The organism is Bradyrhizobium sp. ma5, from assembly GCF_042258955.1.
GTDB lineage: Bacteria > Pseudomonadota > Alphaproteobacteria > Rhizobiales > Xanthobacteraceae > Bradyrhizobium.
The window spans coordinates 1,033,345-1,058,108 of sequence record NZ_CP170156.1; the positions used below are offsets into that span (position 1 = coordinate 1,033,345).

At 63.3% G+C, this 24,764-nt stretch carries 13 protein-coding genes and 1 tRNA gene; 8 read left to right on the top strand and 6 right to left on the bottom strand.

From position 1 onward, the window contains the following. The first annotated feature begins 28 nt into the window (after positions 1–28). Positions 29–105: transfer RNA gene (locus ACE103_RS04755), tRNA-Met, on the top strand. Between the two features lie 135 nt (positions 106–240). Here ACE103_RS04755 and ACE103_RS04760 read toward each other — a convergent pair. After that, positions 241–3,237 (bottom strand): hypothetical protein, encoded by a 2,997-nt coding sequence (locus ACE103_RS04760; RefSeq protein ID WP_375778513.1) that lies wholly within the window; start codon positions 3,235–3,237, stop codon positions 241–243. Between the two features lie 600 nt (positions 3,238–3,837). Between ACE103_RS04760 and ACE103_RS04765 the strand changes: the two genes are divergently transcribed. Both ACE103_RS04765 and ACE103_RS04770 read left to right on the top strand, forming a co-directional pair. After that, entirely contained in the window at positions 3,838–5,979 is a 2,142-nt protein-coding gene (locus ACE103_RS04765; protein WP_375778514.1) for a type I secretion system permease/ATPase, read from the top strand. After that, the gene (locus ACE103_RS04770; protein ID WP_223974050.1) at positions 5,963–7,375 is read left to right on the top strand and encodes an HlyD family type I secretion periplasmic adaptor subunit; all 1,413 of its coding nucleotides are present in this window, start codon (positions 5,963–5,965) and stop codon (positions 7,373–7,375) included. Before ACE103_RS04765 ends, ACE103_RS04770 begins: the two co-directional genes overlap by 17 nt. 21 nt (positions 7,376–7,396) lie before the next feature. On the opposite strand, the gene ACE103_RS04775 is transcribed toward ACE103_RS04770, so the two are convergent. After that, a complete protein-coding gene (locus tag ACE103_RS04775) occupies positions 7,397–8,200 on the bottom strand; it encodes an FkbM family methyltransferase (RefSeq protein ID WP_223974048.1) in 804 nt (267 codons plus the stop codon). 147 nt (positions 8,201–8,347) lie between these two features. On the opposite strand from ACE103_RS04775, the gene ACE103_RS04780 reads away from it, so the two are divergent. Together ACE103_RS04780 and ACE103_RS04785 are read left to right on the top strand one after the other, a co-directional pair. Continuing rightward, a complete protein-coding gene (locus ACE103_RS04780) occupies positions 8,348–9,658 on the top strand; it encodes an autotransporter strand-loop-strand O-heptosyltransferase (RefSeq protein ID WP_223974046.1) in 1,311 nt (436 codons plus the stop codon). Positions 9,659–9,701: 43 nt separating this feature from the next. Further along, positions 9,702–16,706: a hypothetical protein gene (locus ACE103_RS04785; RefSeq protein WP_375778515.1), complete on the top strand. Its 7,005-nt coding sequence runs from the start codon at positions 9,702–9,704 to the stop codon at positions 16,704–16,706. 164 nt (positions 16,707–16,870) lie between these two features. Here ACE103_RS04785 and ACE103_RS04790 read toward each other — a convergent pair whose 3' ends face one another. Beyond that, positions 16,871–18,388 (bottom strand): helicase HerA domain-containing protein, encoded by a 1,518-nt coding sequence (locus tag ACE103_RS04790; RefSeq protein ID WP_375778516.1) that lies wholly within the window; start codon positions 18,386–18,388, stop codon positions 16,871–16,873. A gap of 202 nt (positions 18,389–18,590) precedes the next feature. Further along, positions 18,591–19,022 carry a winged helix-turn-helix transcriptional regulator gene (locus tag ACE103_RS04795; RefSeq protein WP_375778517.1) on the bottom strand — a complete coding sequence of 144 codons (432 nt, stop codon included), beginning with the start codon at positions 19,020–19,022 and terminating at the stop codon, positions 18,591–18,593. Between the two features lie 127 nt (positions 19,023–19,149). Between ACE103_RS04795 and ACE103_RS04800 the strand changes: the two genes are divergently transcribed. From ACE103_RS04800 to ACE103_RS04810, 3 genes are all read left to right on the top strand, one after another. Further along, positions 19,150–19,545, top strand: coding sequence for a hypothetical protein (locus ACE103_RS04800; protein ID WP_223974038.1), 396 nt, complete (start codon positions 19,150–19,152; stop codon positions 19,543–19,545). A gap of 12 nt (positions 19,546–19,557) precedes the next feature. Then, the gene (locus tag ACE103_RS04805; RefSeq protein WP_375778518.1) at positions 19,558–21,222 is read left to right on the top strand and encodes an amidohydrolase; all 1,665 of its coding nucleotides are present in this window, start codon (positions 19,558–19,560) and stop codon (positions 21,220–21,222) included. Positions 21,223–21,453: 231 nt separating this feature from the next. Further along, positions 21,454–22,743, top strand: a complete 1,290-nt coding sequence (locus ACE103_RS04810) for an MFS transporter (protein ID WP_375778519.1) — start codon at positions 21,454–21,456, stop codon at positions 22,741–22,743. A 27-nt stretch (positions 22,744–22,770) separates the two neighbouring features. Here the strand turns inward: ACE103_RS04810 and ACE103_RS04815 are convergent, their stop codons facing one another. Further along, positions 22,771–23,481: an alanyl-tRNA editing protein gene (locus ACE103_RS04815; RefSeq protein WP_375778520.1), complete on the bottom strand. Its 711-nt coding sequence runs from the start codon at positions 23,479–23,481 to the stop codon at positions 22,771–22,773. An 11-nt stretch (positions 23,482–23,492) separates the two neighbouring features. Then, positions 23,493–24,662: an OpgC domain-containing protein gene (locus ACE103_RS04820; RefSeq protein ID WP_375778521.1), complete on the bottom strand. Its 1,170-nt coding sequence runs from the start codon at positions 24,660–24,662 to the stop codon at positions 23,493–23,495. Between the last annotated feature and the right edge of the window lie 102 nt (positions 24,663–24,764).

Consider the following 24,764-nt stretch of genomic DNA (forward strand, 5'->3'; position numbering starts at 1 on the left):
TCTTTCTGCAAGGCACGCAACGGTTTAACGCGGGGTGGAGCAGCCCGGTAGCTCGTCAGGCTCATAACCTGAAGGTCATAGGTTCAAATCCTATCCCCGCAACCAAGTTCGGACTTTACCGGTCCCGATGAGAAAATGGCCCGCATCTCGCGAGCCATTTTTGTTCTGAGAAAGATTCTCGCCTCACGCCCTCGAACGCATGCCGGCGGATCGTGGCCTTCCTGCAACCCGGGCCGCTTCCTAGACGATGAAATGAAATTCCTGCCAGGCGCTCCAGATCATACCGTCGTTGGCGCGAACCCAGAGGTCGTCAGATACGGTGCCGCCATCGAAAGTCGTGCTGGCGAGTTGCGCCGCACTGACGTTGATTGCGGTGTTGACCGGCTGCGCCGTCCCGCCGATGCTCCAGTGGCCGCTGCTTGCCGACGGCGTCGAATCCCAGACTTGATATTGGGGGATGCTGTCCCCGTCGGCATCCGTGACCGAGAACAGGCTGGATGCGGCCACGCTCTGGTTGGCGGTCGCGTGGAAGTCGGATGCCGAGACGACCGGAGCATGGTCGATCGGTGCGTTGACGTGAAATTCCTTCCACGGCCCCCAGGCGAAGCCGTCGTAAGCCCTCGCCCAGAGATCGTCTGAACCGGAGCCGCTCTGAAAGCTCGTGTTCGAGAGCTGGGCAGCAGTCACATCGATTGCGACATTGGTGCCCTGAGCTACTCCGGCGACCACCCAGTGCCCGCTGCTGGGATCAGACGTTGAATCCCACAGCTGATAGTTCGTGATGGTGTCTCCATCCGCGTCGGCGGTCGAGAACAGCGCAGAGGCCACGATATCCTGGCCGTGGTTCGCTGAAAAGTCGGCGGCCGACACGATCGGAAGATTGTCGGCCGGCGCGTTGACGTGAAACTCCTTCCAGCTGCTCCACATCAAGCCATCGAAGGCGCGCACCCAGAGATCGTCGGAGCCCGAACCGCTCTGGAACGATGTGCTGGCTAATTGGGCCGCGCTCACATCGATGCTCTGGCCCGCGGGCTGTGTCACGCCGGCCACGACGAAATGCCCGCTGGCAGGATCGGCGGTCGAGTCCCAGAACTGATAGTTGGCGATCGTATCGTTGTCGGCGTCGCTGACCGTGAACAGGCTCGAGGCGGCGATGTCCTGACCGTGCGTTGCGGTCACGTCCGACGCGCTCACCACGGGCGCATGGTCGATCGGCGCGTTGACGTGGAATTCCTTCCAGGCTCCCCATGTCGTGCCGTCATTGGCTCGCACCCACAGATCATCCGAGCCGGAGCCCGACTGAAACGAGGTGCTCGTCAATTGAGCAGGCGTAACATCGATGGCGATGTTGGTGGCCTGCGCCGCTCCGCCGACAACCCAGTGACCGCTGGCTGGATCGCTCGTTGAATCCCAAACCTGGTAGGCGGTGATCGTGTCGCCATCGGCGTCGCTCACGCTGAAGAGGCTGGATGCGGCGATATCCTGGCCGTGGGTTGCCGACACGTCGGTCGCGCTGACAACCGGCGCATGATCCGGACCCGGGGTGGCCGTGAACGGCACCCATGCTCCCCACAGCGTGCCATCGTAAGCCCTGACCCAGAGCTGGTCCGGAGCCGAGCCAAATTGGTAGCTCGTGTGGGCAAGCTGCGCAGGAGTGAGGTCGATTTCCGCATTGGTGGCCTGAACGGCACCATTCACCACCCATGCGCCGTTGCCGTTGCTGTCCCAGAGTGCGTATTGGGTGATCGTATCGTTGTCGGCATCGCTGACCGTGAACAGGCTCGAAGCCGCGACCGACGTTTGCCCGTGGGCTGCCGTGAAGCTGGAAGCAGAAGCAACGGGAGCGTGATCCAGACCTGGCGTGGCCGTGAACGGGACCCATGCTCCCCAGAGATATCCATCATAGGCCCGGACCCAAAGCGTGTCCGGCGCCGCACCGAATAGATAGCTCACTTGCGGAAGGTTGGCGGCCGAGACGTCGATCTCGGCGTTGGTAGCTTGGGCGACACCGTTGATCGCCCAGTGCCCATGGCCCTCGGTGTCCCAGAAAGCATATTGGGTGATGGTGTCGCCATCCGCGTCACTCGCGGAGAACAGCGAGGATTCAGCCACCGAGAGCTGCCCACGCGAACCGGTCACGTTGGCTGCCGTGACCACGGGTGCATGATCAGCCGGCGAAATCACGAAGGATTTCCAGTCGCTCCAAAAATAGCCGTCGAAGGCTCTCACCCACAGCGTGTCCGAACCAGGTCCAGCCTGGTAACTCGCTTGGGCCAGTTGCGACGCGCTGATGTCGATCTCGGTGTTGGTGCCCTGGATTGTTCCTCCCACCGTCCAGTGACCGTTGCCGTTGGTGTCCCAGAAGGAATATTCGGTGATGGAATCGCCCGCGGCCATGTTCACCGAGAACAACGATGAGGCCGCATAGACCTGATTTCGGGCGGCGGACTGATCGCTGGCGGTAATGACCGGTGTCGTCCGGATGCTGTATCCGAGGTCCTTCAGAACTCCGATGTCGAGGTTGGAGATCGCGTACTGGTAATTGGGGTAGAAAACGATCCCGTTCATCAGGTCCAGCGTGAGCGGGTCCTTGACGGTCGACGGGGTGGCGTAGAGGTCGGATTGCTGGTTGCCGAAATGGTAATAGTTCTGGGTCGTGCTGTCTGTGGTCAGGGGCACCGGGCCGCCGTAGGCGGCCTCGGCATTGGCGCCGACAAAGTAGGCGCCGGTTGCGGTCTTTTGAATCAGGTTGTCGAACGTGGATTCGTAGGCGCCGGCCAACTGTCCGCTCTGGCTGTACCAGCCCGTCATGCCGAAGCCGTGCATGAGCTCGTGCAGAAAAACGTTGATCGGATTGATCACGTTCCCAGGCACCTGACTGGACCAGCTCAGGCCATAGTCGAGGTCGATGTACTGGAAGTAGCCGGGATCGATGTTGATGGTGATGTCGCTTGTCGTTCCGGGGACGTGCTGTCCCGTGGTCAGCTCGTACTGGCTTGACGGCTCATACACCGCGAGCCCGCCATTCGTGCCCACCAAGTAGCTGGAGGTGGGCCCGCCGTCGGCACGGCCAACGGAGGTGGGCAGGATGTTGAGTGACACCACCATGGTGCCAACGCCCAGGATATATCGCTGCCAAATGTTGAGGGCCTGCTCGAGATCGTAAACAAGAGACGTGTCGGCAGATCCGCCTACGTTCGATGAATCGTTCAATGTTACGGAATAATTCCAAGTCATCTTGGTCGAGCTTTCAATCTATGGTAGCGTAGCAATAATTGACAATATTCATGCGGACCAGTCACTGGGTAGTTAATAGACGCCAAATGGCCGGCCCCGGACAAGGCGGTGCGTGAGGCTGTTCATGTCCAGGGCCTCTGGCGCAATTGGCTTGGGGCGTCACGTTGGGGCGTCACCTTGGGGCATCACACAGAGTCCGGCCATTCTTTGCATGCGGCAAGATCGGAAGGGCATGACCCTCTTATAAGCGATAAGGCCGACGCGATCATCCCCGTGACCCCGGTGACGGCCATGCCGGGTGCCGCGATCCGTAAGACTACGGAGCCTGGTTCGGCTTTCCGAGCGGTTCCGCGATGGACTCCAGGATCGGCATGATGTTGCTCGCGAATTCGGCTTGGGCGTTGATAACGCCAATTGCATCTCGCCGAAGAGCCATAGTACTCTGCCTGTCATATTCATTTGCTGCTCTGTCGTTTCGTTACGAATAGTCAGTTTGCACTGACGGCGAGGCCGACGAGCAGGGGCGGGGCCCGCTCACGGCAATCTCGGCCCACCTTCGACTGCAGTTATTTTCAGCTACTGAGCAGATTAAGTCGCGAGATGATTGAAACGCGGAGCGGTACGACAGCAGACAGCGGGATAGTTGCGCTCGCGATGCTGCTGCGTTTTCACGGCCTCCCGGCCGATGTCGACCAGATTCGTCATCAAGTCGGCAATGGCCCGTTCGGAACGCCGGAGATGCTGCGGTACGCGCGCTCGACCGGCGTCAAGGCGCGCGAGCTGAGCACCAACTGGCTGAGGCTCGAGAAGGTCCCGCTTCCTGCCATCGCGCCGTTGCGCGACGGTGGCCATTTGATCCTCGCCAAGGTGGGCCCGGACAAGATCCTCGTTCAATCGCCTCTGGCAGAGCGCCCGGAGTTGATCACGAGGGCCGACCTGGAAGCGGTGTGGACCGGCAAGCTGATCCTGGTGAGCCGGCGGGCGGGACTGGTCAATCTTGCGCGCCGCTTTGACCTGTCGTGGTTCTTGGGGGCGATCCACAAATATCGGTATCATTTCGTCGAGGTGTTGATCGCCTCGTTCTTCTTGCAGCTGTTCGCACTGGTGTCGCCGCTGTTCTTTCAGGTGGTGATCGACAAGGTCCTGGTTAATCACACGCTCAGCACACTCGATGTGCTCGTCGTGGGGTTGATCGGCATCGCGGCTTTCGAAACGGCCCTCGCGATATTGAGGACCTACCTGTTCTCGCATGTGACCAACCGGATCGATGTCGAGCTGGGAGCCCGCTTGTTTAGGCATCTCATCGGGCTGCCCATTGCCTACTTCCAGGCGCGCCGGGTCGGCGACTCGGTTGCGCGGGTCCGCGAGTTGGAGAACATTCGCAACTTCCTGACCGGCTCCGCGCTGACGGTCGTGATAGATCTGTTCTTCACCATCGTGTTCATCGCGGTGATGTTTGTCTACTCGCCGATCCTGACCTGGATCGTGCTTGGGTCATTCCCGCTTTATGTCGGCATCTCGGCTGGCGCGACGCCGATGTTCCGGCAGCGGCTGGATACCAAATTCGAGCGCGGGGCCGAAAACCAGTCCTTTCTCGTCGAGAGCGTGACCGGGGTCGAGACGATCAAGGCCATGGCGCTCGAACCGCAGATGCAGCGCCGCTGGGAGGAGCAGCTTGCCGGATACGTTGCGGCCAGCTTCCGCGTGCTCAGCCTCGCCAATGTAGCGAGCCAATCGGTCCAGTTCGTCAGCAAGCTCGTCACCGCGGTGATCCTTTACGCCGGCGCCAAGCTGGTGATCGACGGCAGCCTCACGGTCGGCGAGCTGATCGCCTTCAACATGTTCTCGTCACGCGTAAGTGCGCCGGTTCTGCGACTGGCGCAGCTCTGGCAGGACTTTCATCAGGCCAGGCTCTCGATCGCGCGGCTCGGTGACATCCTGAATACGCCGGCCGAACAGACGTTCAGCCCCGGTCGCGCCGTGCCGCCGCCCATCAAGGGGCAGGTCACCCTTGAACACGTGGCGTTCCGCTATCGGGTCGATGGACCCGAAGTGCTGCATGACATCAACATCAGCATTCCGGCCGGCCAGGTCGTCGGCATCGTCGGCCCGTCCGGTTCGGGCAAGAGCACTTTCACGAAGCTCGTTCAGCGCCTTTACGTTCCGGAGAAGGGCAGGGTCCTTGTCGACGGGATTGACCTTGCGATGGTCGATCCGGCGTGGCTGCGTCGCCAGGTCGGCGTCGTCCTGCAGGAAAACGTGTTGTTCAATCGCAGCGTACGGGAAAACATCGCGCTCGCCGATCCTGCCGCACCGATGGAGAAAGTGGTCGCCGCGGCTCAGCTTGCGGGAGCTCACGAATTCATTCTGGAACTGCCGGAAGGCTACGACACCGTCGTCGGCGAGCGCGGCTCCAGTCTGTCGGGCGGGCAGCGGCAACGCATCGCGATCGCGCGGGCCCTTATCACCGATCCCCGCATCCTGATCTTCGACGAAGCGACCAGTTCGCTGGACTACGAAAGCGAAAGGGTCATTCAGGACAATATGAACCGGATCGTGAAGGGACGAACGGTTTTTGTCATTGCACATCGTCTATCCGCTGTCAGGCGCACCGATCGGATCATCACCATTGATCGCGGCCGGCTCGTCGAACAGGGATCCCATGAGGAGTTGTTGAGCACAGGCGGAAGATACGCGTCGCTGTACCGGATACAGGCGGGGATCCATGAAGTCGGCTCGTGAAGTGGTTGCGGTCGGGGGCAAAACCCGGGACGAGCTGGCCTTCCTGCCGGCCGCCCTCGAAATTGTCGAGACGCCGCCATCTCCCACCGCCAGGCTGACCGCCGTCCTGCTTGCTGCCCTGTTCTGCTGCGCCGTGGCGTGGGCGGCTCTCGGCAAGATCGACATCGTTGCCTCAGCACCTGGAAAGATCGTACCTGGCGACCGTGTCAAGCTGGTTCAGCCGCTGGAGATCGGAGTGGTGCGGGCCATTCACGTCCGCGACGGTCAAAGGGTCAAGGCAGGTGAGATTCTGATCGAGCTGGATCCGACCAGCAATCAGGCGGAGTTTCAGCACCTGAAGAACGATCTTCTCGCGTCACAGCTGGATATTTCACGCGCCCGTTCGGCGCTCGACGGAAACACCGACGCGCTTGACGGCGCACCGGCCGACACGCCGCCCGCGTTGATCCAGATGCATCTGGAGTACCTGCGCAGTCAGGATTCCGAGCAGCGCGCCAAATTGTCGGAACTGGATCGGCAGCGGGTGCAGAAGGTCGCGGAGACCAAAACGATCGACGCCAGCATCGCCAAGATTGAAGCTCTACTGCCGGTCCTGCAGGAGCGGGTCGGCGTTCGCAAGTACCTGGCGGATAGGGAGTACGGTTCAAAGCTGCAATACTTGCAGGAACTCCAGGAACTCGTCGGGATGCAGCAGGACGTCCTGGTGCAACGGAGCAAGCTCGAGGAGGCCAACGCGGCCGTCGCCGCGCTCGCAGAGACGCGCGCCAAGCTAGTCTCGGAATACCGGCACCGCCTGTACGATGATCTCGCCAAGGCGACGCAGAAGGCCGGCAGCCTCAAGGACGAAGTGTCCAAAGCCGAGCACCGGACCAGCCTTCAAAAACTTGCCGCCCCCATCGATGGCGTGGTGCAGCAACTGGCCGTGCACACGGTCGGCGGCGTCGCAACCGCCGCCCAGACGCTCGCGGTCGTCGTACCCAGCGACAATCTGTTTGAAATCGAAGCGATGGTTTCAAATCGCGATATCGGCTTCGTGCACCCCGGCCAGGACGCCGAAATCAAGGTCGATACCTTCAACTTCACGCGCTACGGCCTGCTGCACGGCAAGATCGTCAGCGTCTCGCCCGATTCCGTCTCCCGCGACCGGTCACGGGATTCAGCCCGCGAGCCCAATGGCGGCGCGCCGGAAGAAAGCAGTGAGCCCAAGGGGACGGGACCCGTCTATGTCGCGCATGTCTCGATCGACCGGACCAAGATGGTCGTCGATGACAAGGAGATCAATCTTTCGCCGGGAATGACCGTAACCGTCCAAATCAGGACGGGCGCCCGCAGCATCATGAGCTATTTGTTGTCGCCGATCGTGCGCTACCGGCAGGATGCTCTCCGGGAGCGGTGAAGGAATTCGGCGGTCAGGCCGTCATGACGTCGTTCGCGATTCCACGTGGCTCAGGCTCGGGTCGGATTCATGGATCGCGAGGCAGTTTTGCCCTGCGTCGTAGGTCCGGTATCCATGATCGGCAAGCGCGCGAACGAGTGCGGCCTTGTCGGTCTTGATGAATTCCGCATGAATCACAGGGTGATGCTGCCGGATCGTGGCGCTGGCCCCCTCCAGCACCTTCAGCTCCATCCCTTCGACGTCGATCTTGATCAGATCGCAACGGCTCAGATTCAGGGAGTCCAGGGTGATCATCGTCGTTTCAGTGCCGTTGGCCTGGGTATAGTCGATCTTCTGACCGATCTGCTCCGTGCCGGGGCGTTGCGTCACCTCCAGACTTCCGAAGCTGGCGGGCTCCTGATGGCTTAAGGTCGGCACCCAGGTCTTGCCGGTTTCCGACGAAATGACCGCGTGCATCGCCCGCGCGTTGAAGCAGTTGTTGATGGCGATGTTGCCGGCAAGGGCGTAGTAGACTCGTTCCTGCGCCTCGATGGCAACGACCGAGCCCCAGCCGTTCATGTGCTTGGACCATTCGATGGTGTGAACGCCGATGTTCGCCCCGCAGTCGATGGCGACCACGCCGTCCCCCCGGTAGGTTCTTCGCAGTGCAAGAAGACCCTTCGTGAGCTCGATTTCTGTGACGTCGAACGCGCCGTGCTCGAGGATCTGAATCCCGACTCCAAAGGTGTGTTCGCCGGCGGTGTGGTAGTCTAGCCGGTTGACGATCAGCGGGCCATGAGCCGACGCTGCGATCACAAACGGGACCTTGCTGGGATTGCGACTCATCGCTTGTGTTTCTTTGTTTCTGCGGCTCCGGAGCGGCCGCGAGAGAAGTGTGCGCTAAGGTTTTCGTCCGTTGACGCGATTGTCAATCTCGCCTACCGTCTGCCGGTATTTTTAGCTTTCTTTATATTTTCAGGGCAGGGGATATTCGTGAATGCGATTGCCGTCGCGCCGGCGATCGGGCTGAAGCGTCCGATTGACCAAGTGGCCGACCAACCCAAAGTCATCGTTGATCGGTCGACCAGCGCGGTACCCGCCAAGTCGGAAGCCGTTGCGCCGGATGCCGAAACGCCCAAGCGGGCCTATCCGGCAGCGGCAGAACTTCCCACTCAAGTCGGTCCGAAGGGCCTGCGCTTCGACTTCAACGACGGCGCCCGGGTCGTCTGTCCCGAAGCCGAAGGTCCTTGGCGCGTGCGTCTTTGGGACGCCGAGACCGGCAATGTTCTTTTCGAGACGCAGTTCGCGGGCGGACGCGTCAACAGCTCAAAGCGCTACTACATTCGTTTCCGTATCGAGGTCTTGCAGGGCGAGGATGTCATTTTCTCGCATGAGTACAACGCGACGGATCGTCACGTCCTGATACAGCTTCCGGTCGGCACCCTGGGCGACACGATCGGCTGGTTTCCCTATGTGGAAAAGTTCAGGCAAGCTCACAATTGCAGGCTGACCTGTGCGATGGCGGAGAAGCTGATTCCGCTGTTTCGCGATGCGTATCCGGAGATCAACTTCGTTACGCATGAGGAAATTCAAACCGACCGATACTACGCCACCTACAGCGTCGGATTGTTTTTCGACGACAAGAATTTCGTCTACCAGCCGTGTGACTTCCGCTTTGTGGGGCTGCACCGGACCGCCGGATACATCCTCGGCGTCGATCCGACCGAGGTGGCGCCGCGCATCTCGCTGGCCGATGAGCAAAGGCCCATTCCCGAGCCTTATGTTTGCATCGCGGTTCAGAGCACGACACAGTGCAAGTACTGGAATAACCCGAACGGCTGGCGCGAGCTGATCAGCTTTCTCAAGCAGGCCGGCTATCGCGTGATCTGCATCGATCAGAAGCCGACGCACGGCCACGAGCTGGTATGGAATCACATTCCGAACGGCGCGGAGGACTGGACCGGTGACCGCCCGATTCAGGAGCGAGCGAATCTGCTCGATCACGCGGACTTCTTCATCGGCCTTTCCAGCGGACTTGCCTGGCTGGCCTGGGCGGTCGGCACCCCGGTCGTGATGATCGCGGGCTTCACGCATCCGACAAATGAATTTGCTACGCCGTATCGCGTGATCAACTATCACGCCTGCAATAGCTGCTGGAACGATCCGGCGGTTCGATTCGACCACAAAGATTTTTTCTGGTGTCCCCGCCACAAGGGAACGCCGCGTCAGTTCGAGTGCACAAAGCTGATCACCGTGGACCATGTGAAGTCGGTGATCAGGACGATTCCTGGATTCAAGCTCTAGCCTATTTCAAGAACTGACCATTTTTTTTGGGGGGCGCGCTGCCATGAGCACCACTTTTGTAAGCTCAGGTGTTACCAGCTCAGGACTGACCGAAACGGGAGCCAACACGCTCGAGGTCCTCAGCGGAGGCTCGGCAACCCAGACGACGCTCAGTGGCGGCGGTCAGCTCCTGGTCGATGCCGGCGGGTACGCAGTTGGGACCACGATTTCCAGCGGCGGCAGTGCCGTCGTCGGCGCCGGCGGCGCGGGCGATCGCTTCGCCGTCTCGAGTGGCGGCACGCTCAACGTGGCGGGGACCGTCAACAGCTTCACTGCGGTGTTCACCGGGGGCGTCGAGAACATCGAGGCCGGCGGATTCATCTCCGGAGCCGTCGGCTCGGGCACCGGCATTTCCGGCGGCACCGTCAATGTTCTCGCCGGCGGCTCTGCTTCATACCTGTCGGTTTCGAGCGGCGGCGTCTTCAACGTAGCCGGCACGACGCTCAGCATGATCGGGGTCCGTAGCGGCGGTGTCGAAAACGTACTGTCGGGCGGATTCATTTCGGGGGCAACAAACTCCGGGACCGGCGTTTCCGCCGGCGGCATATTGAACCTTTCTGCCGGCGGGTCCGCCGTCCACGTTGGCGTTTCCAGCGGCGGCACGTTCAACGTTGCCGGCAGTGTGCTGAGCAACGCGGCCGTCTACGCCGGTGGCGTCGAGAATATCCTGTCGGGCGGGTCGATCTCCGGAGCGAGCGGATCCGGGACCGGCGTCTCGGGCGGCACGCTGAACCTTTCGGCCGGCGGCACGGCGGCCTATGTCGGCGTCTCGGCCGGTGGCGTCTTCAACGTCGCCGGTACGGTGCTGAGCTCTGTCAGTGTGTATAGCGGCGGCGTCGAGAACGTGCTGTCGGGCGGTGTGGTGCAGGGTGTGTCCGGAGGCTTCGGCACCGCGATCTCCGGCGGCACGGTGAACGTGCAGTCGGGCGCTACCGCGACGGCGATGTTCGTCTATGCCAGCGGTGCGCTGAACGACAGCGGTATCGTCACCAATCAATTCGTGCTCAGCGGCGGCGTTGAGACCGTTTCGTCGGGGGGCCTCGCGTCGGGCGTGCAAGTTTCGGGCGGCGGCCTGCTCGACATTCTCGCCGGCGGCTCGGCGACGAGTGTTGGCGATTCCGGGCGGGTCATCGTCGAAGCCGGCGCCACCGCCGACCACGTTACTGTTTCGAGCGGCGGCGTGCTCAGCGTCGGCGGCACCATGACCAGCAATACGGGCGTCCTGGCGGGCGGCGTCGAGACGGTGCTATCCGGTGGTCTGATCAGCGGGGCCAGCGGCTCGGGGACGGGCATTGCCGGCGGTACGGTAAACCTTCTGGCCGGGGGCTCAGCGGTTTTTGTCGGCGTGTCGAGCGGCGGCACGTTCAATGTCGCGGGCACCGTGCTCAGCAACGGCATGGTGTTTGCCGGCGGCGTCGAGAACGTGCAGTCCGGCGGTCTGATCACCGGCGCCATCAGCTCGGGGACCGGTGTTATCGGTACCCTCAACGTTCTGGCCGGTGGCTCGGCGGCCTATGTCGGTGTTTCGAGCGGCGGCACGTTCAACGTGTCGGGCACCGTGCTCAGCAATGTCGCTGTCTATGATGGCGGCGTTGAAAACGTCCTCTCGGGTGGTGTTGTCACCGGCGTTACCGGTTCCGGGACCGGCGTATCCGGCGGCACGGTCAACGTGTTTGGCGGCGGCGCGCTGGATCACCTGACGGTGTCGAGCGGAACGCTGAATGTTTCCGCCGGCGGCATGGTGCACAACATAGCGGTGTCGAGCGGCGGCACGTTCAATCTTGCCGGCACGACGACGAGCAACACGACGGTGTCGAGCGGCGGTGTCGAGAACGTGCTGTCCGGTGGACTGATCTCGGGATCCTTCTCCGCGGGGAACGGAGTTATCGGCACTTTGAATCTTCTTGCCGGTGGCTCGGCTACTTTCGTCGGTGTGTCGAGTGGCGGCACGTTCAACGTGGCTGGCACCGTACTCGGCAATGTCGGCGTCTTTGACGGCGGCGTTGAGAATGTTCTCTCGGGTGGTGTGGTCACCGGCGCCCCCGGCCTCGGGACGGGCATATCCGGCGGCACCGTCAACGTTCTTGCGGGCGGTGCGCTGGATCATCTGACAGTTTCGAGCGGTACTCTGAATGTCTCGGCCGGTGGTACGGCCCACGACCTTACGGTGTCGAGCGGCACCCTGAATGTTGCGGGTACGATCACAAGCAACACGCTGGTCTCGAGCGGCGGCGTGGAGAACGTGCTGTCCGGCGGGTTCATCTCCGGGGCATCGAGTGCGGCGACCGTCATTTTCGCCGGCGGCGTCGTGAACGTCCTGGCCGGTGGTTCGGCTGTGCACGTGGGTGTGTCGAGCGGCGGCATCTTCAATGTCGCAGGCAAGGTGCTGAGCAATACTGGTGTGTACGCCGGCGGCGTAGAGAACGTCTTGTCCGGAGGATCGATCTCCGGCGCGAGCGGATCCGGGACTGGAATTTCGGGCGGTACGTTGAACCTGTCGGCCGGCGGCACGGCGGCCTTTGTCGGCGTGTCGAGCGGCGGCATCTTCAATGTTGCCGGCACCGTGCTGAGCAATGCCAGCGTCACTAGCGGCGGTGTCGAGAACGTGCTGTCCGGTGGACTGATCACCGGAGCCGTCAGTTCAGGCACCGGAGTCAGCGCAGGCGGCGTATTGAACGTGCTGGCCGGCGGCACGGCGGCTTTCGTCGGTGTCTCCAGCGGCGGCATATTCAATGTGTCGGGCACCGTGCTCAGCCGCGTGGGCGTTTATGCCGGTGGTGTTGAGAACGTCGTCTCAGGTGGTGTTGTCAACGGCGCTGTGGGCTCCGGGACGGCCGTCTCCGGCGGCACGGTCAACGTCCTTTCGGGCGGCGCGCTGGATCACCTGACCGTTTCCAGTGGCGGCGTGTTCAACGTTGCCGCCGGAGGCACGGCGCACGACATTGCGGTGTCGAGTGGTGGCGCGTTCAATCTAGCAGGCACGACGACGAGCAACGTCTTCGTGTTCGCTGGTGGTAGTGAGATTGTATCTTCCGGCGGCTCCGCAGGGGTGGTGACGATCTCCGGCGGCGTGGTCGAATTGCAGGCGGGAAGCCTCGCGAGCGGCATCGCATTCAGCGGTTCCGGCGGGCAGCTCAAGGTCGATGGCACATCTTTGGCCGGCACCACCATCAGCGGTCTGGTGCTGGGCGACAGCATCGATTTGGCTGGCCTCAATTTCGTATCCGGCGGATCGGCGTCCTTGCTCGCGGGCAACATCCTGCATGTCACCGAGGGGGCTTCCTCCTTTGATCTGCAGCTTGATCAAACCCCTGGCGTCCGGTTCAGCGTCAGCACGGATTCCGGGACCGGCACGCTGGTCACGACGCGTGCCGATGTCGCACCGGTCACGTCAGCGCCCAATGTAACGGCAATCCTTGGCGAGAGTTCTGCGCTGGCTTCCAGCCTGTTCTCCGTCTCGGACGCAGATGGCGATGCCATCACCCAATATGCGTTCTGGGACACGCAAGGCAACGGACACTGGGCCATCAACGGCGTCGCGCAGGCCACCAACGCCGAGATCGATGTTGCGGCAGCGAACCTGTCGCAGGTGAGCTACGTATTCGGTCCGAGTGGCACGGCTGATACCCTCTTCGTAAAGGCCAATGACGGTACGGCTTGGGGCGGCTGGACTCAATTTACCGCAACCGCTTTTGTGGACACTCCACCGACCGTGCATGCCGCCAATGTCGCAGCGGTGCACGGCCAAACGTCGGTTGCCGCATCGTCAAGTCTCTTCACGGTGGCCGATCCGGATCACCAGACGATGACCCAGTACGCGTTCTGGGACACCGGCGGCAACGGCCACTGGGTGGTGAATGGTATTACCGAGCTGGCCAACACCGAGATCGATGTGTCGGCGGCCAACCTGTCGCAGGTGAGCTATGTGTTCGGGCCGACAGGATCGACGCCCGACACGCTTTACATAAGAGCGAACGACGGAATTCTGTGGGGCGCCTGGACGGCGTTCACCGCAACACCGGGGCCGGATGCGGCGCCGGTGGTGACGGCGCCCAACGTGACGGCAACCCATGGAGAGACCTCGGCGCTCGCCACGAGCCTGTTCTCGACCTCGGACGCCGACAACGACACGATGACCCAGTACGCATTCTGGGACACCGGCGGCAGCGGCCACTGGGCGATCAATGGCGTCGCCCAGTTAGCCGACACCGAGATCGATGTGTCGGCGGCCAACCTGTCGCAGGTGAGCTACGTGTTCGGACCAACAGGGTCGACGTCCGATACGCTGTACGTCAGGGCCAACGACAGCTACCTGTGGGGCGCCTGGACGGCGTTCACGGCAACGCCGGGGCCTGACCACGCTCCGGTGGTGACGGCGCCGAACGTGACCGCAACCCATGGAGAGACCTCGGCGATCGCCACAAGCCTGTTCTCGACCTCGGACGCCGACAACGACACGATGACCCAGTACGCGTTCTGGGACACCGGCGGCAACGGCCACTGGGCGATCAATGGCGTCGCCCAGTTGGCCAACACCGAGATCGACGTGTCGGCGGGGAACCTGTCGCAGGTCAGCTACGTGTTCGGGCCGACAGGGTCGACACCCGATACGCTGTACGTCAGGGCCAACGACGGCTACCTGTGGGGGACCTGGACGGCCTTCACGGCAACGCCGGGGCCTGACCACGCGCCGGTGGTGACGGCGCCGAACGTGACGGTAACCGTAGGAGAGACGTCGACACTCGCCACGACCCTGTTCTCGACCTCGGACGCCGACAACGACACGATGACCCAGTACGCGTTCTGGGACACCGGCGGCAACGGCCACTGGGTGGTGAATGGCGTCGCCCAGTTGGCCAACACCGAGATCGATGTGTCGGCGGCGAACCTCTCGCAGGTCAGCTACGTGTTCGGTTCGCCCGGCTCGATGCCCGATACGTTGTATGTCAGGGCCAACGACGGCTATTTGTGGGGCGCCTGGACGGCGTTCACGGCCCCGCCGGGAGCCGACAATCCGCCGGTCGTGATGGCGCAGAACGTCACAGCAGTCCATGGCGAGACATCGGCGCTCGCCACGAGCCTGTTCTCGGCCACGGACGCCGACAACAATACCATCACCCAGTACGCATTCTGGGACACCGGCGGCAACGGCCACTGGGCGATCAATGGCGTCGCGCAGGCAGCCAACACCGAGATCGATGTGTCGGCGGCGAACCTGTCGCAGGTGAGCTACGTGTTCGGCCCCGGTGGTTCGCCGTCGGATACGCTCTACGTGCGGGCCAATGACGGCATGTTGTGGGGCACATGGACGGCGTTCACGGCAACACCGGGGCCTGACCACGCGCCGGTGGTGACGGCGCCGACCGTGACAGTAACCCCAGGAGAGACGTCGACGCTCGCCACGAGCCTGTTCTCGGTGACGGATGCCGATGGCGACACCATCGCCCAGTACGCGTTCTGGGACACCGGCGGCAACGGCCACTGGGTGGTGAATGGTGTCGCGCAGGCGGCCAACACCGAGATCGATGTGTCGGCGGCGAACTTGTCGCAGGTGAGCTACGTGTTCGGGCCGACCGGCTCGCCGCCCGATACGCTGTACATCAGGGCCAACGATGGCTTCATGTGGGGCGGCTGGACGGGCTTCACGGCCCCGTCAGGGTCCGATCATGCGCCGGTGGTGACGGCGCCGAACGTCGCAGCAACCCATGGCGAGACGTCGGCGCTCGCCACGAGCCTGTTCTCGGCCACGGATGCCGACAGCAACACCATCACCCAGTACGCATTCTGGGACACCGGCGGCAATGGCCACTGGGCGATCAATGGCGTCGCGCAGGCAGCCAACACCGAGATCGATGTGTCGGCGGCGAACCTGTCACAGGTGAGTTACGTGTTCGGGCCGACCGGCACCACGCCCGACACATTGTACGTCAGGGCCAACGATGGCCTGTTGTGGGGAACCTGGACGGGATTCACGGCAACGCCGGGGCCCGACCACGCGCCCGTTGTGACGGCATCGAACGCGACCGGGACCCACGACCATTCGGTCGTAGCCACGAGCCTGTTCTCGGCGACGGATGCCGACAGCGACACGATCACCCAGTACGCGTTCTGGGACACCGGCGGCAACGGCCACTGGGCGATCAATGGCGTCGCCCAGCTAGCCAACACCGAGATCGACGTCTCGGCGGCGAACCTGACGCAGGTGAGCTACGTATTCGGCCCCGGTGGTTCGCCGTCGGATACGCTCTATGTGCGGGCCAATGACGGCAAGTTGTGGGGGAACTGGACGGCGTTCACGGCGACCGCAACCAACCAGGCGCCGACGGTGTCGGCCTCGAACGTGGCGACGGTCTCCGGGCAGACCTTCGCCGCATCGAGCCTGTTCAGCGCGACGGACGCAGATGGCGATACCATCACGAAATATGCGTTGTGGGATTCCAACACGAACGGGGCCTGGATCGTCAACAACGTCACGCAGAAGGCAAATACCGAGATCGACATCACGGCGGCGCAACTTTCCCAGACCACCTATCAGGCCGGCTTGGGCACAGACCAACTCTGGATCCGGGCCAATGACGGCACCGCGTGGGGGGCTTGGCAGTCTTTCAACGCGACCGGCGAGAGTTCCGCCAGTGCCACCATCGCGGCGGGCGCGACCCTGGAATTGCCGGGGGCCTCGAACGCCACCGTGACGTTCCAGGGTTCGACGGGGACGCTGAAGCTCGACAATTCCGCGAGCTTTAGCGGGACCGTCGCCGGGATGACCGGTTCGGATGCGATCGATTTCGCGAACATCAATTTCGCGAGCGTTCACACGCCGACCTTCAGCGGAACCAGTACGAACGGAACGCTCACGGTGACGGACGGCACTGTTACGGCGAGTATTGCGCTTCTCGGCAACTACATGGCCTCGACCTTCACGACCTCGAGTGATGGCCATGGCGGGACCCTCGTTGTCGATCCGCCGGCGACGCAGGTCAGCCAGCTGGCGCAGCCACAGCATGCGTGAGGCCTGAAGATGAGGGGCTGTGGGGGGCCTGTCGCGGGCCCACCGGAACCAGATCCCTCAACCAGCAGAAACAAAAAGGCCCGCCTCCCGGCGGGCCTTTTTGGTGTCTTGCGACGCTTCTGGGATTCCATGCAAGATCGAACGCTTCGTCGCCCAGCGACTGATTACGGAGTCGAGCTGTTGCAGGCTGCTTCCGCCGGCACTTCGTCGGCATTCGGGTCGGCTGCGGCCGTGGCCCAGGCGAGCTCGACGAGTGTCACGATCCGCCGGCCGGCACCGTCAAGCTGGCAGACGATCAGGCCCTGCTCCTCGATGTAGGTCAGCAAATGCCGGGCGCGGCGCAGCGAGTGCGTGCCATAGGCGCGGGCGATCGCGGCATCGCTCGGGCAGGGCCAGCCTTCCTTCGCGGCGCGGGCGATCATCATGAAGACGCCCTGCATGTCCTCGGGCAGGATCGCGGCACGCAGCGAGACATCCTGCCACGCGTCGTCCTCCGCCATCTCGGCGCCGAGCCCGGCGCGGGCGCGTGTCAGCATGCGGCGGAAATCGGTCAGCTCGGGCACGACGGCACCGAGACCCTCGATCCGGCAGCGGACCACGAACTCCTGATAGAGCACGCCGATGGCGCGGAAGCCGGCGTCGGGCTCGGCGAGGATCGCGCGCAGGATGCGATCCAGCCGCTCACGCCGCTCGGCCAGCTGCTCGGCGCTGAGCGGCGGTTCCGCGGTTTCGGGATCTTGCTCCGGTACAGTTGGCTTGGCGGCCATCAACTGGCTGACCAGGTCGGGTGACGGCGCGCGGCGCGGCGGTCTGGCTGATATTTCGGGCGGCGGGGCCGCGAGGATGATGGCGCGTGCATCCTCAAGCGCCGCTTCAGGCAGCGGCATCAGCCGCGGTGCCGCGTTGCGCGGTTGGGTGTCGGTCGGACCGATGCGCAAGCCCAGCGGACGGCGGGAGAGTGCGGGTCCGAGCGCCATGAATTGTCCGCGCTCCAGGTCGCGGAACGCTTCCGCCTGCCGCCGCTCCATGCCGAGCAGGTCGGCGGCGCGCGCCATGTCGATATCGAGGAAGGTCCGGCCCATCAGGAAGTTGGACGCCTCGGCCGCGACATTCTTGGCGAGCTTGGCGAGCCGCTGGGTCGCGATGATCCCGGCCAGCCCGCGCTTGCGGCCGCGGCACATCAGGTTGGTCATCGCGCCGAGCGAGAGCTTGCGCGCCTCGTCGGAAACTTCGCCCGCGCTCGCCGGCGCGAACAGCTGCGCCTCGTCCACCACCACCAGCATCGGATACCAGTGGTCGCGGGCAACCTCGAACATGCCGCCGAGGAAGGCCGCGGCGCGCCGCATCTGGTTCTCGGCGTCGAGCCCCTCGAGATTGAGCACGGTCGAGACGCGATGGATGCGCACGCGCTCGCCGGCGACCTGCAGGCTGCGCTCGGTATGGTCCTCGGCATCGATGACGAGGTGGCCGAATCGCTCGGCCAGGGTCACGAAGTCACCCTCGGGATCGATGATGGTCTGCTGCACCCATGGCGCGCTCTGTTCCAGCAGCCGGCGCAGCAGATGGGATTTGCCGGAACCCGAATTGCCCTGCACCAGGAGGCGCGTGGCCAATAGCTCCTCGAGGTCGATGGCCGCCGAAGGGCCGGCCGTCGTTTGTCCCATCTCGATCGCTACGGTCATGTCCCGACTCAAATTGTCCTTGCGGGACGCGGCTTAACAAGCCGATCGCTCCCCGTCGAGCGAACCGCGGCATGATCCCCAGGCGCGACCGGGACCTGGACAAGCGCGATGCTCGTCTGACGAGATGATGATTGATCGAGCCACTACAACGTGTTCTACGCCAGCCGGCGCGGCAATCGGTAAGCAAACCGGTCGAACGTAGTTATCGTTGCACGCTCTGCGCGGACGGGTGCCCCGATGTCCGGTAGGTCTCGTCACCGCCGCCGTGCTGAGCACTTCGCCGCGGCTCGGGCGGTCGCCACGTAACGCCCTGTTCGGCGAGCAGATTGTTTCCCCACTCGGCCAGCGGGGTCAGCAGCGCAACAAGATCGAATCCACGCTCCGTCAGTGCGTAGATCGATCGTTCGGATGAAATCTTGCGCTGCCGGACCGCGCCGTCGGCGATCAGGTCCCGCAGCAGGCTGGACAAGACTTGCTGGCGAACGCCCACGATCGAGTTGCGCAGTTCGCCGAAGCTGAGTTCGCCTAGCGAAAGGAGATGAAGCACCCGAACCTTCCACTTGCCCGAGACGATCTTGAGGACCGTCTCGACGGGGCAGGGATCCTGGGCGGGGCGCTTGCGATGGTAGGCCATGGTTTCCTCGGTCAGAAATTAATGTGTCTGGCTTGTCCATGATTGATGTGGGACCGTGAAACGACGCGAGCGATGTAACCAGCTCGCCGACAGGAATATCTCGCAGGGTCCTTTATGGGGTGACTCGATGAGCGGTCGAATTCTCAGTCTGCTTCTTTGGGCCGGCGTAGCCTATTTCTGCTGCATGGCGGTGGCGCACTTCTTCGGGATCAAGGTGCCGATCCTCTTTGTCTACTACGATACACCCTACTACGCCTATCAGGACAAGATCATCTCGTTCGCAGTGGTGGCCTATATCTGCCTGTTTGTCTCCGCCGCGCATTCGGGTGAGGTCGTCTTCGCCTTGGTCGCGATCTGGGTCACGGTTCTCGGTCTTTGCGCCGTCAATCTTTCCGACGCGCTGCACGTCGTTCTCGACGGCAGGTCCACACTACCTTACTGGCTGCAGACCGCCGCAATCGCGGCTTACGCTCTGTGCCTCACTATTTTCTCGCGGCAGCCGCGAGCCTTGTCGGCGCACTGAGGGCCAAGCACGATGATGCGGCCGGAATTGATCTTCCATAATGGAAACGTGTTCACGGCGGATGCCGCTGCGAGCCGCGCCGAGGCGATTGCGGTGGCCGGCGGCACCATCGTTGCCGTCGGTCACGATCTCGACATCAAAAGTCTGGCCGGTCCCGGAACCAGGATGGTGGACCTTGGCGGCAGCATGCTGTTGCCCGGTATCGTCGACGTGCACAACCACCATCTCCGTGGCGGGCAAGCCGACCTCTATGAATTGAAACTCTTGCCGACGATGTCGTTCGATGCGGTGCTTGAAGCCGTGCGCGCGCGATGCGCGACGACGAAACCGGGCGAGTGGGTCTTTGGCGGCATCTGGGGAAGTCAACTGGTCGAGGTGATCGGCCGTGCAAGTTCGCTGGCGGCACTCGATGCGGTTTCCGAGGCGCATCCGGTGATGCTGCGCGACGACAGCCAGCACAACCGGTGGGTCAATTCTCGTGCGTTGGAGCTGATCGGGATCGACGCCGGCACGCCCGATCCGCAAGACGGTCAAATCCTGCGCGATGCGGAGACCGGGGCTGCGACCGGGCTGCTGCTGGAGCGAGCCTCGGGGCTTGCCGAGCAGGCGGTCGAGCGAAGCATCCCGGATCTTGCGGAGCGCAACAAGGCTTCGTGCCGCCGCGCGGTTGAGATTCTCAATGGCTTCGGCGTCACCGCATTTCAGGATGCGACCACGACGCTCCCGTTCCTGGAAGCGTTGGCCGCGCTCGATCGTGCGAATGAGCTCAATGGCTGGTGCGTCGCCTCGCTGCCCGCGCAGCGGACGCTGTCGGGTGCCGATCTCGTCGGCGACGCGCTGATCGTGCGCCGCGAGGCCTATCGCACCCGCCACGTCCGCCCCGATTTCATCAAGCTGTTCATGGACGGAGTGCCGACGACGCGTACCGCCGCCATGCTCACGCCATACCGCGCCACGCGCTTGCAAGGCTGCTGCTTTTGCGGCGATCCCTTGATCTCGATTCCCGATCTGGTGCGGTGGATCGCAAAGGCCGAGAAACATCGGATGCGGGTCAAGGTGCATTGCACCGGCGATGCCGCGGTTCGCGATACGCTCGATGCCATCGACGCCGTGCGTAGCTTCAACGGACCCGGAAACGGCGCTGGTGCTACGCACCAGATCGCGCATGCGGGCTTCGTTGCCCCCGCCGATATCCCGCGCTTCCGCGCGCTCGATGTTGCGGCCGACCTGTCGCCGATCATCTGGTATCCCGGCCCGATCCAGGAAGCCATCCGCGCGGCGATGCCCGAGGATCGCGCCGATTGCTATTGGCCGCTTCGCGATCTCCACGCCGCCGGCGCGTTGATGGCGGCCGGATCGGACTGGCCGGTTGTGGCCAATCCGGACCCTTGGCTCGGGATCGAAGGGATGATCACGCGCCGCAATCCGCGGGGCGGATATGATGGCGCGCTTTGGCCGGAGCAGGCCCTCGATCTCGAGACGGTGCTGCGTATCTACACCGTCAACGCGGCGCAGGCGATGGGCTTGTCCGATCTCACCGGATCGATCGAAGCCGGAAAGTCGGCAGATTTCATCCTGGTCGATCGCGACCTGTTCGCGACCGCGCCGGAGCTTCTATCGCAGACCAGGGTGCTTTCGACATGGTTCGAGGGCCGTCAGGTTCACGAGGCCGGATGAAAACTCGCGCGCAGCTGGCTCGAAAGTGCCTCTTGCAAGATGACATGCCCTTCCCGACTTTCGGGATTACCGCTTGAGAAATTCCAGCCGCCGTTCGAATTTGGCGAGAAGGCACTGTCCCCGAGCGGCGCCGCCATTCTGATGCCGGATACCTCCGTCCCGTTTGGCGGAGGTGTCTCGTCGCGCAAACCTCGTCATAGTCCGCAGCACAAAAGAAACGTGCGAGGAAACATGACTGAGAGCATCGTTGATGCCGTTGCACCGTCGGTCGCGGCGACTGGCGCGGCGTCGCCGCGAAAAGTGTTTTGGGCGACCTGGTTCGGCTGGATGTTGGATGGCTTCGATTCCTCGATGTACGGCTACATCCTGGTCAGCGCGCTGAGCGAACTGTTGCCCGCCAGCGGCATCGAGCCGAGCAAGGCCAATATCGGCATCTATGGCGGCCTGCTGTTCTCGATCTTCATGCTGGGCTGGGCCTGCTCGATGGTCTGGGGCTGGGCCGCGGACCGTTACGGGCGCGTCAGGATCATGTGCTGGACGGTGCTGGTCTACTCGCTGTTCACGGCGCTATGCGGGCTTGCGACCGGTATCGTGATGTTCGCATTGTTTCGCTTCGTTGCCGGCTTCGGCATCGGCGGCGAATGGGCCGCGGGCACGCCGCTGCTGCAGGAATCCGTGCCGGAGAATACGCGGGTCCGACTCGCTGGCTGGCTGCATACGGCCACGCCGACCGGATTGTTCCTCGCCGCCGCCGTGACACTCCTGATCGGCAGCACGCTCGGCTGGCGCGGCATGTTCCTGCTCGGCATCCTGCCGGCGCTGCTGATTGCGTATCTGCGCAGCAACATTCCCGAACCCGAGGGCAGCGCGTCGCGCGAGCGGCCGTCTGTCGCGGCGTTGTTCACCGGGGATCAGGCGCGCACCACCTGGGCGGCGGCGCTGATGATGGCCTGCATCATCTTCGGCCTGTGGTCGTCGAACTTCTGGGCGCCGACCGTGATTTCGACCAAGCTGGTCGCGGCGGGGGCGACGCCGGCGCATGCGCAGGAGATGGGCGCGGTGGCTGGGCTGATCACCAATGTCGGCACGCTGATTGGTTGCTTCCTCGTGCCATCGCTCACCACCTGGCTCGGCAGCCGGCGGCGCACCGCGGTGCTGTTCTTCATCGGCGGACTGATTTCCGTTGTGGTCTGCTATGAAGTCGCGATCGAATGGCTCGACAGCCTGGTGCTGTTCATGGCTCTGCTGCCGGTGCTCGGCTTCTTCACCAATGGCGTGTTTGGCTTGTTCACGATCTGGCTGCCGGAGATGTTTCCATCCGCGCTGCGCGGCTCGGGCTCCGGCTTCGCCTTCAGCATGGGCCGCGTGCTCGGCGCTGCCGGCCCGACGCTGATCGGCGCGCTCGCCGCGCGCACCGGAAGTTTTCCGCTGGCGATTTCGATGCTGTCGCTGATCTATCTGATCGGCCTGCCGCTGATCGCCCTGGCGCCGGAGACGGCCGGCAAGCCGCTTGCGAAATAGCAAGCGCAGGCGGTTTGCGAGAGCCGGTCAGACCGCAACCTTGATCCTGCGGTTCTGGCGGCCCTTGTTGTCGATCTTGACGATCCGTGCGGGTCGCGCGCGCCCCGTCGACGCCAGATGGGTGCCGCCGCAGGCTTGCCGGTCGAGACCGAGGATCTCGACGATCCGGACAAGGCCATCCTCCCCGACCGGCGGAGCGACGGCCTTGCTGCGAAACAGGCCGGGCACGGCCTGCGCTTCGTGGTGTGGCATGAAGACGCTGCTCACCGGAAGATCCCGCCGGATGATCTCGTTCAGCGGCGCCTCGAGCGCCCGCAGCGTGTCATTGTCGGCGCCGGGCAGATCGAAGTCGACCCGGAAGGTGCCGTCGGCATTGAGTTGCGCCCCGGTCAGAAGCGCGCCGCCGAACTGGGTATAGACCAGCGCGTTGACGACGTGGGCGAGCGTGTGCAGCTCGCACATCGACGCGCGAAATGCCGGCTCGACTTCGAGCGTCACGTTGCCGGAGGGCAAAGCTTCGCCGGCAAACAGATGCCACAGGCCGCGTTCGTCGCGCTCAAGTCCGGTGATGGGCAGCACGCCGCCGGACCATCTCAGGACACCCTGGTCCGGAAGCTGCCCGCCTCCTCCGGGAAAGAATGGCGAGCGCTCGACGAGGACGGCGCCGGGCCTGGCGTCGCGCACCTCGGCTTCGAGCTGCAGGATTTCGGGATGATCGTGATAGAAGGCACGTGACATCGATGACGCGCCTATTCCGCCGGCTTCGCGGCCGCCGGCGCTTGCGCAGCCACAGGCGGCTTCGGCGCCTTGTCGACCTTCTTCGACCAGGAGCGATAATAGGCGAGCACGGTCATCAGCACGATGCCGATCGCGCTGACAACGATCTGCATCCAGAGGCTGCCGGAGACCTCGACCAGCACCACATGCGCGACCACGGCAAGGAAGACGCCCGAGCAGAACACCTCGAGCGACTGCTGGCCGCATTTGATGATCGGCTGGAATATCGGCCATTCATATCCGGCCCACTCGCGCGGCAGGAAGCGCGTGACGAAGAAGGCCAGCACCACAAAGTGCAGCACGCGATAGGGCGCGAGGTTGGTCTTGTCGTTCGGGTTGAAGGCGTCATAGAGCCAGGGCGGCATCGCCTGACCCAGTTCCGGAAAGCGGCCCGCCAGCGTCATGACCAGCGCGAACAAAAGGTAGGCGCCGCCGAGCCAGAGAAAGGCGCGCGAGCGGATGAACGTGATCGATTCGCTGGCGCCGCCGAGCGCGAACCAGCCGCCGAACACGAACAGGAACTGCCAGCAGAACGGGTTGAAATACCATGAGCCCCCCGGATAGGCCGGCAGATTCCAGTCGAAATGCCGTGCGGCGAGATAGAGCAGGAACGAGGCCAGCAGCGTCAAATTGAGCTTGCGCAGCATCGCCCACAGCACCAGCGGATAGACCAGCATCAGCGCGATGTAGAGCGGCAGCACGTCCATGTTGACCGGCTTGAACGCCAGGATCAGGCCCTGATAGAGCGTCTCAGCCGGGTTCTGCATGAAGCCTGCGACGTTGAATTCATTCTGCAGATTGGGGTCGTGATAGCGCTGGGAGAGATAGCCGATCTCGGCGATGTAGATCACGAACAGCAGGACATGCGCGACATAGATCTGCCAGGCCCGCTTGATCAGCCGGGTGGCGCCGATCACGGTGCCGCGCTCCAGCATCATCCGCGCATAGACAAAGGACGCGGTGTAGCCGGAGATGAAGACGAACAGATCGGCCGCATCGCTGAAGCCGAAATTCTTCTGCGTGATCCAGTTCACCGCGTTGTTCGGGATGTGATCGAGATAGATCGCCCAGTTGGCGAAGCCGCGCAGCAGGTCGAGGCGATAGTCGCGGCCACGCGGCGGCAGAACAGCCTTGACGTCCATCGGTTCGCTCCCATCCCCAGTGCCCGCGCGTCCATCTGCGGGTCGCCCATGGCATCATACTAGAACAGGATTTCGACGGTTGTGTATTGGCTTTCTGGGAAA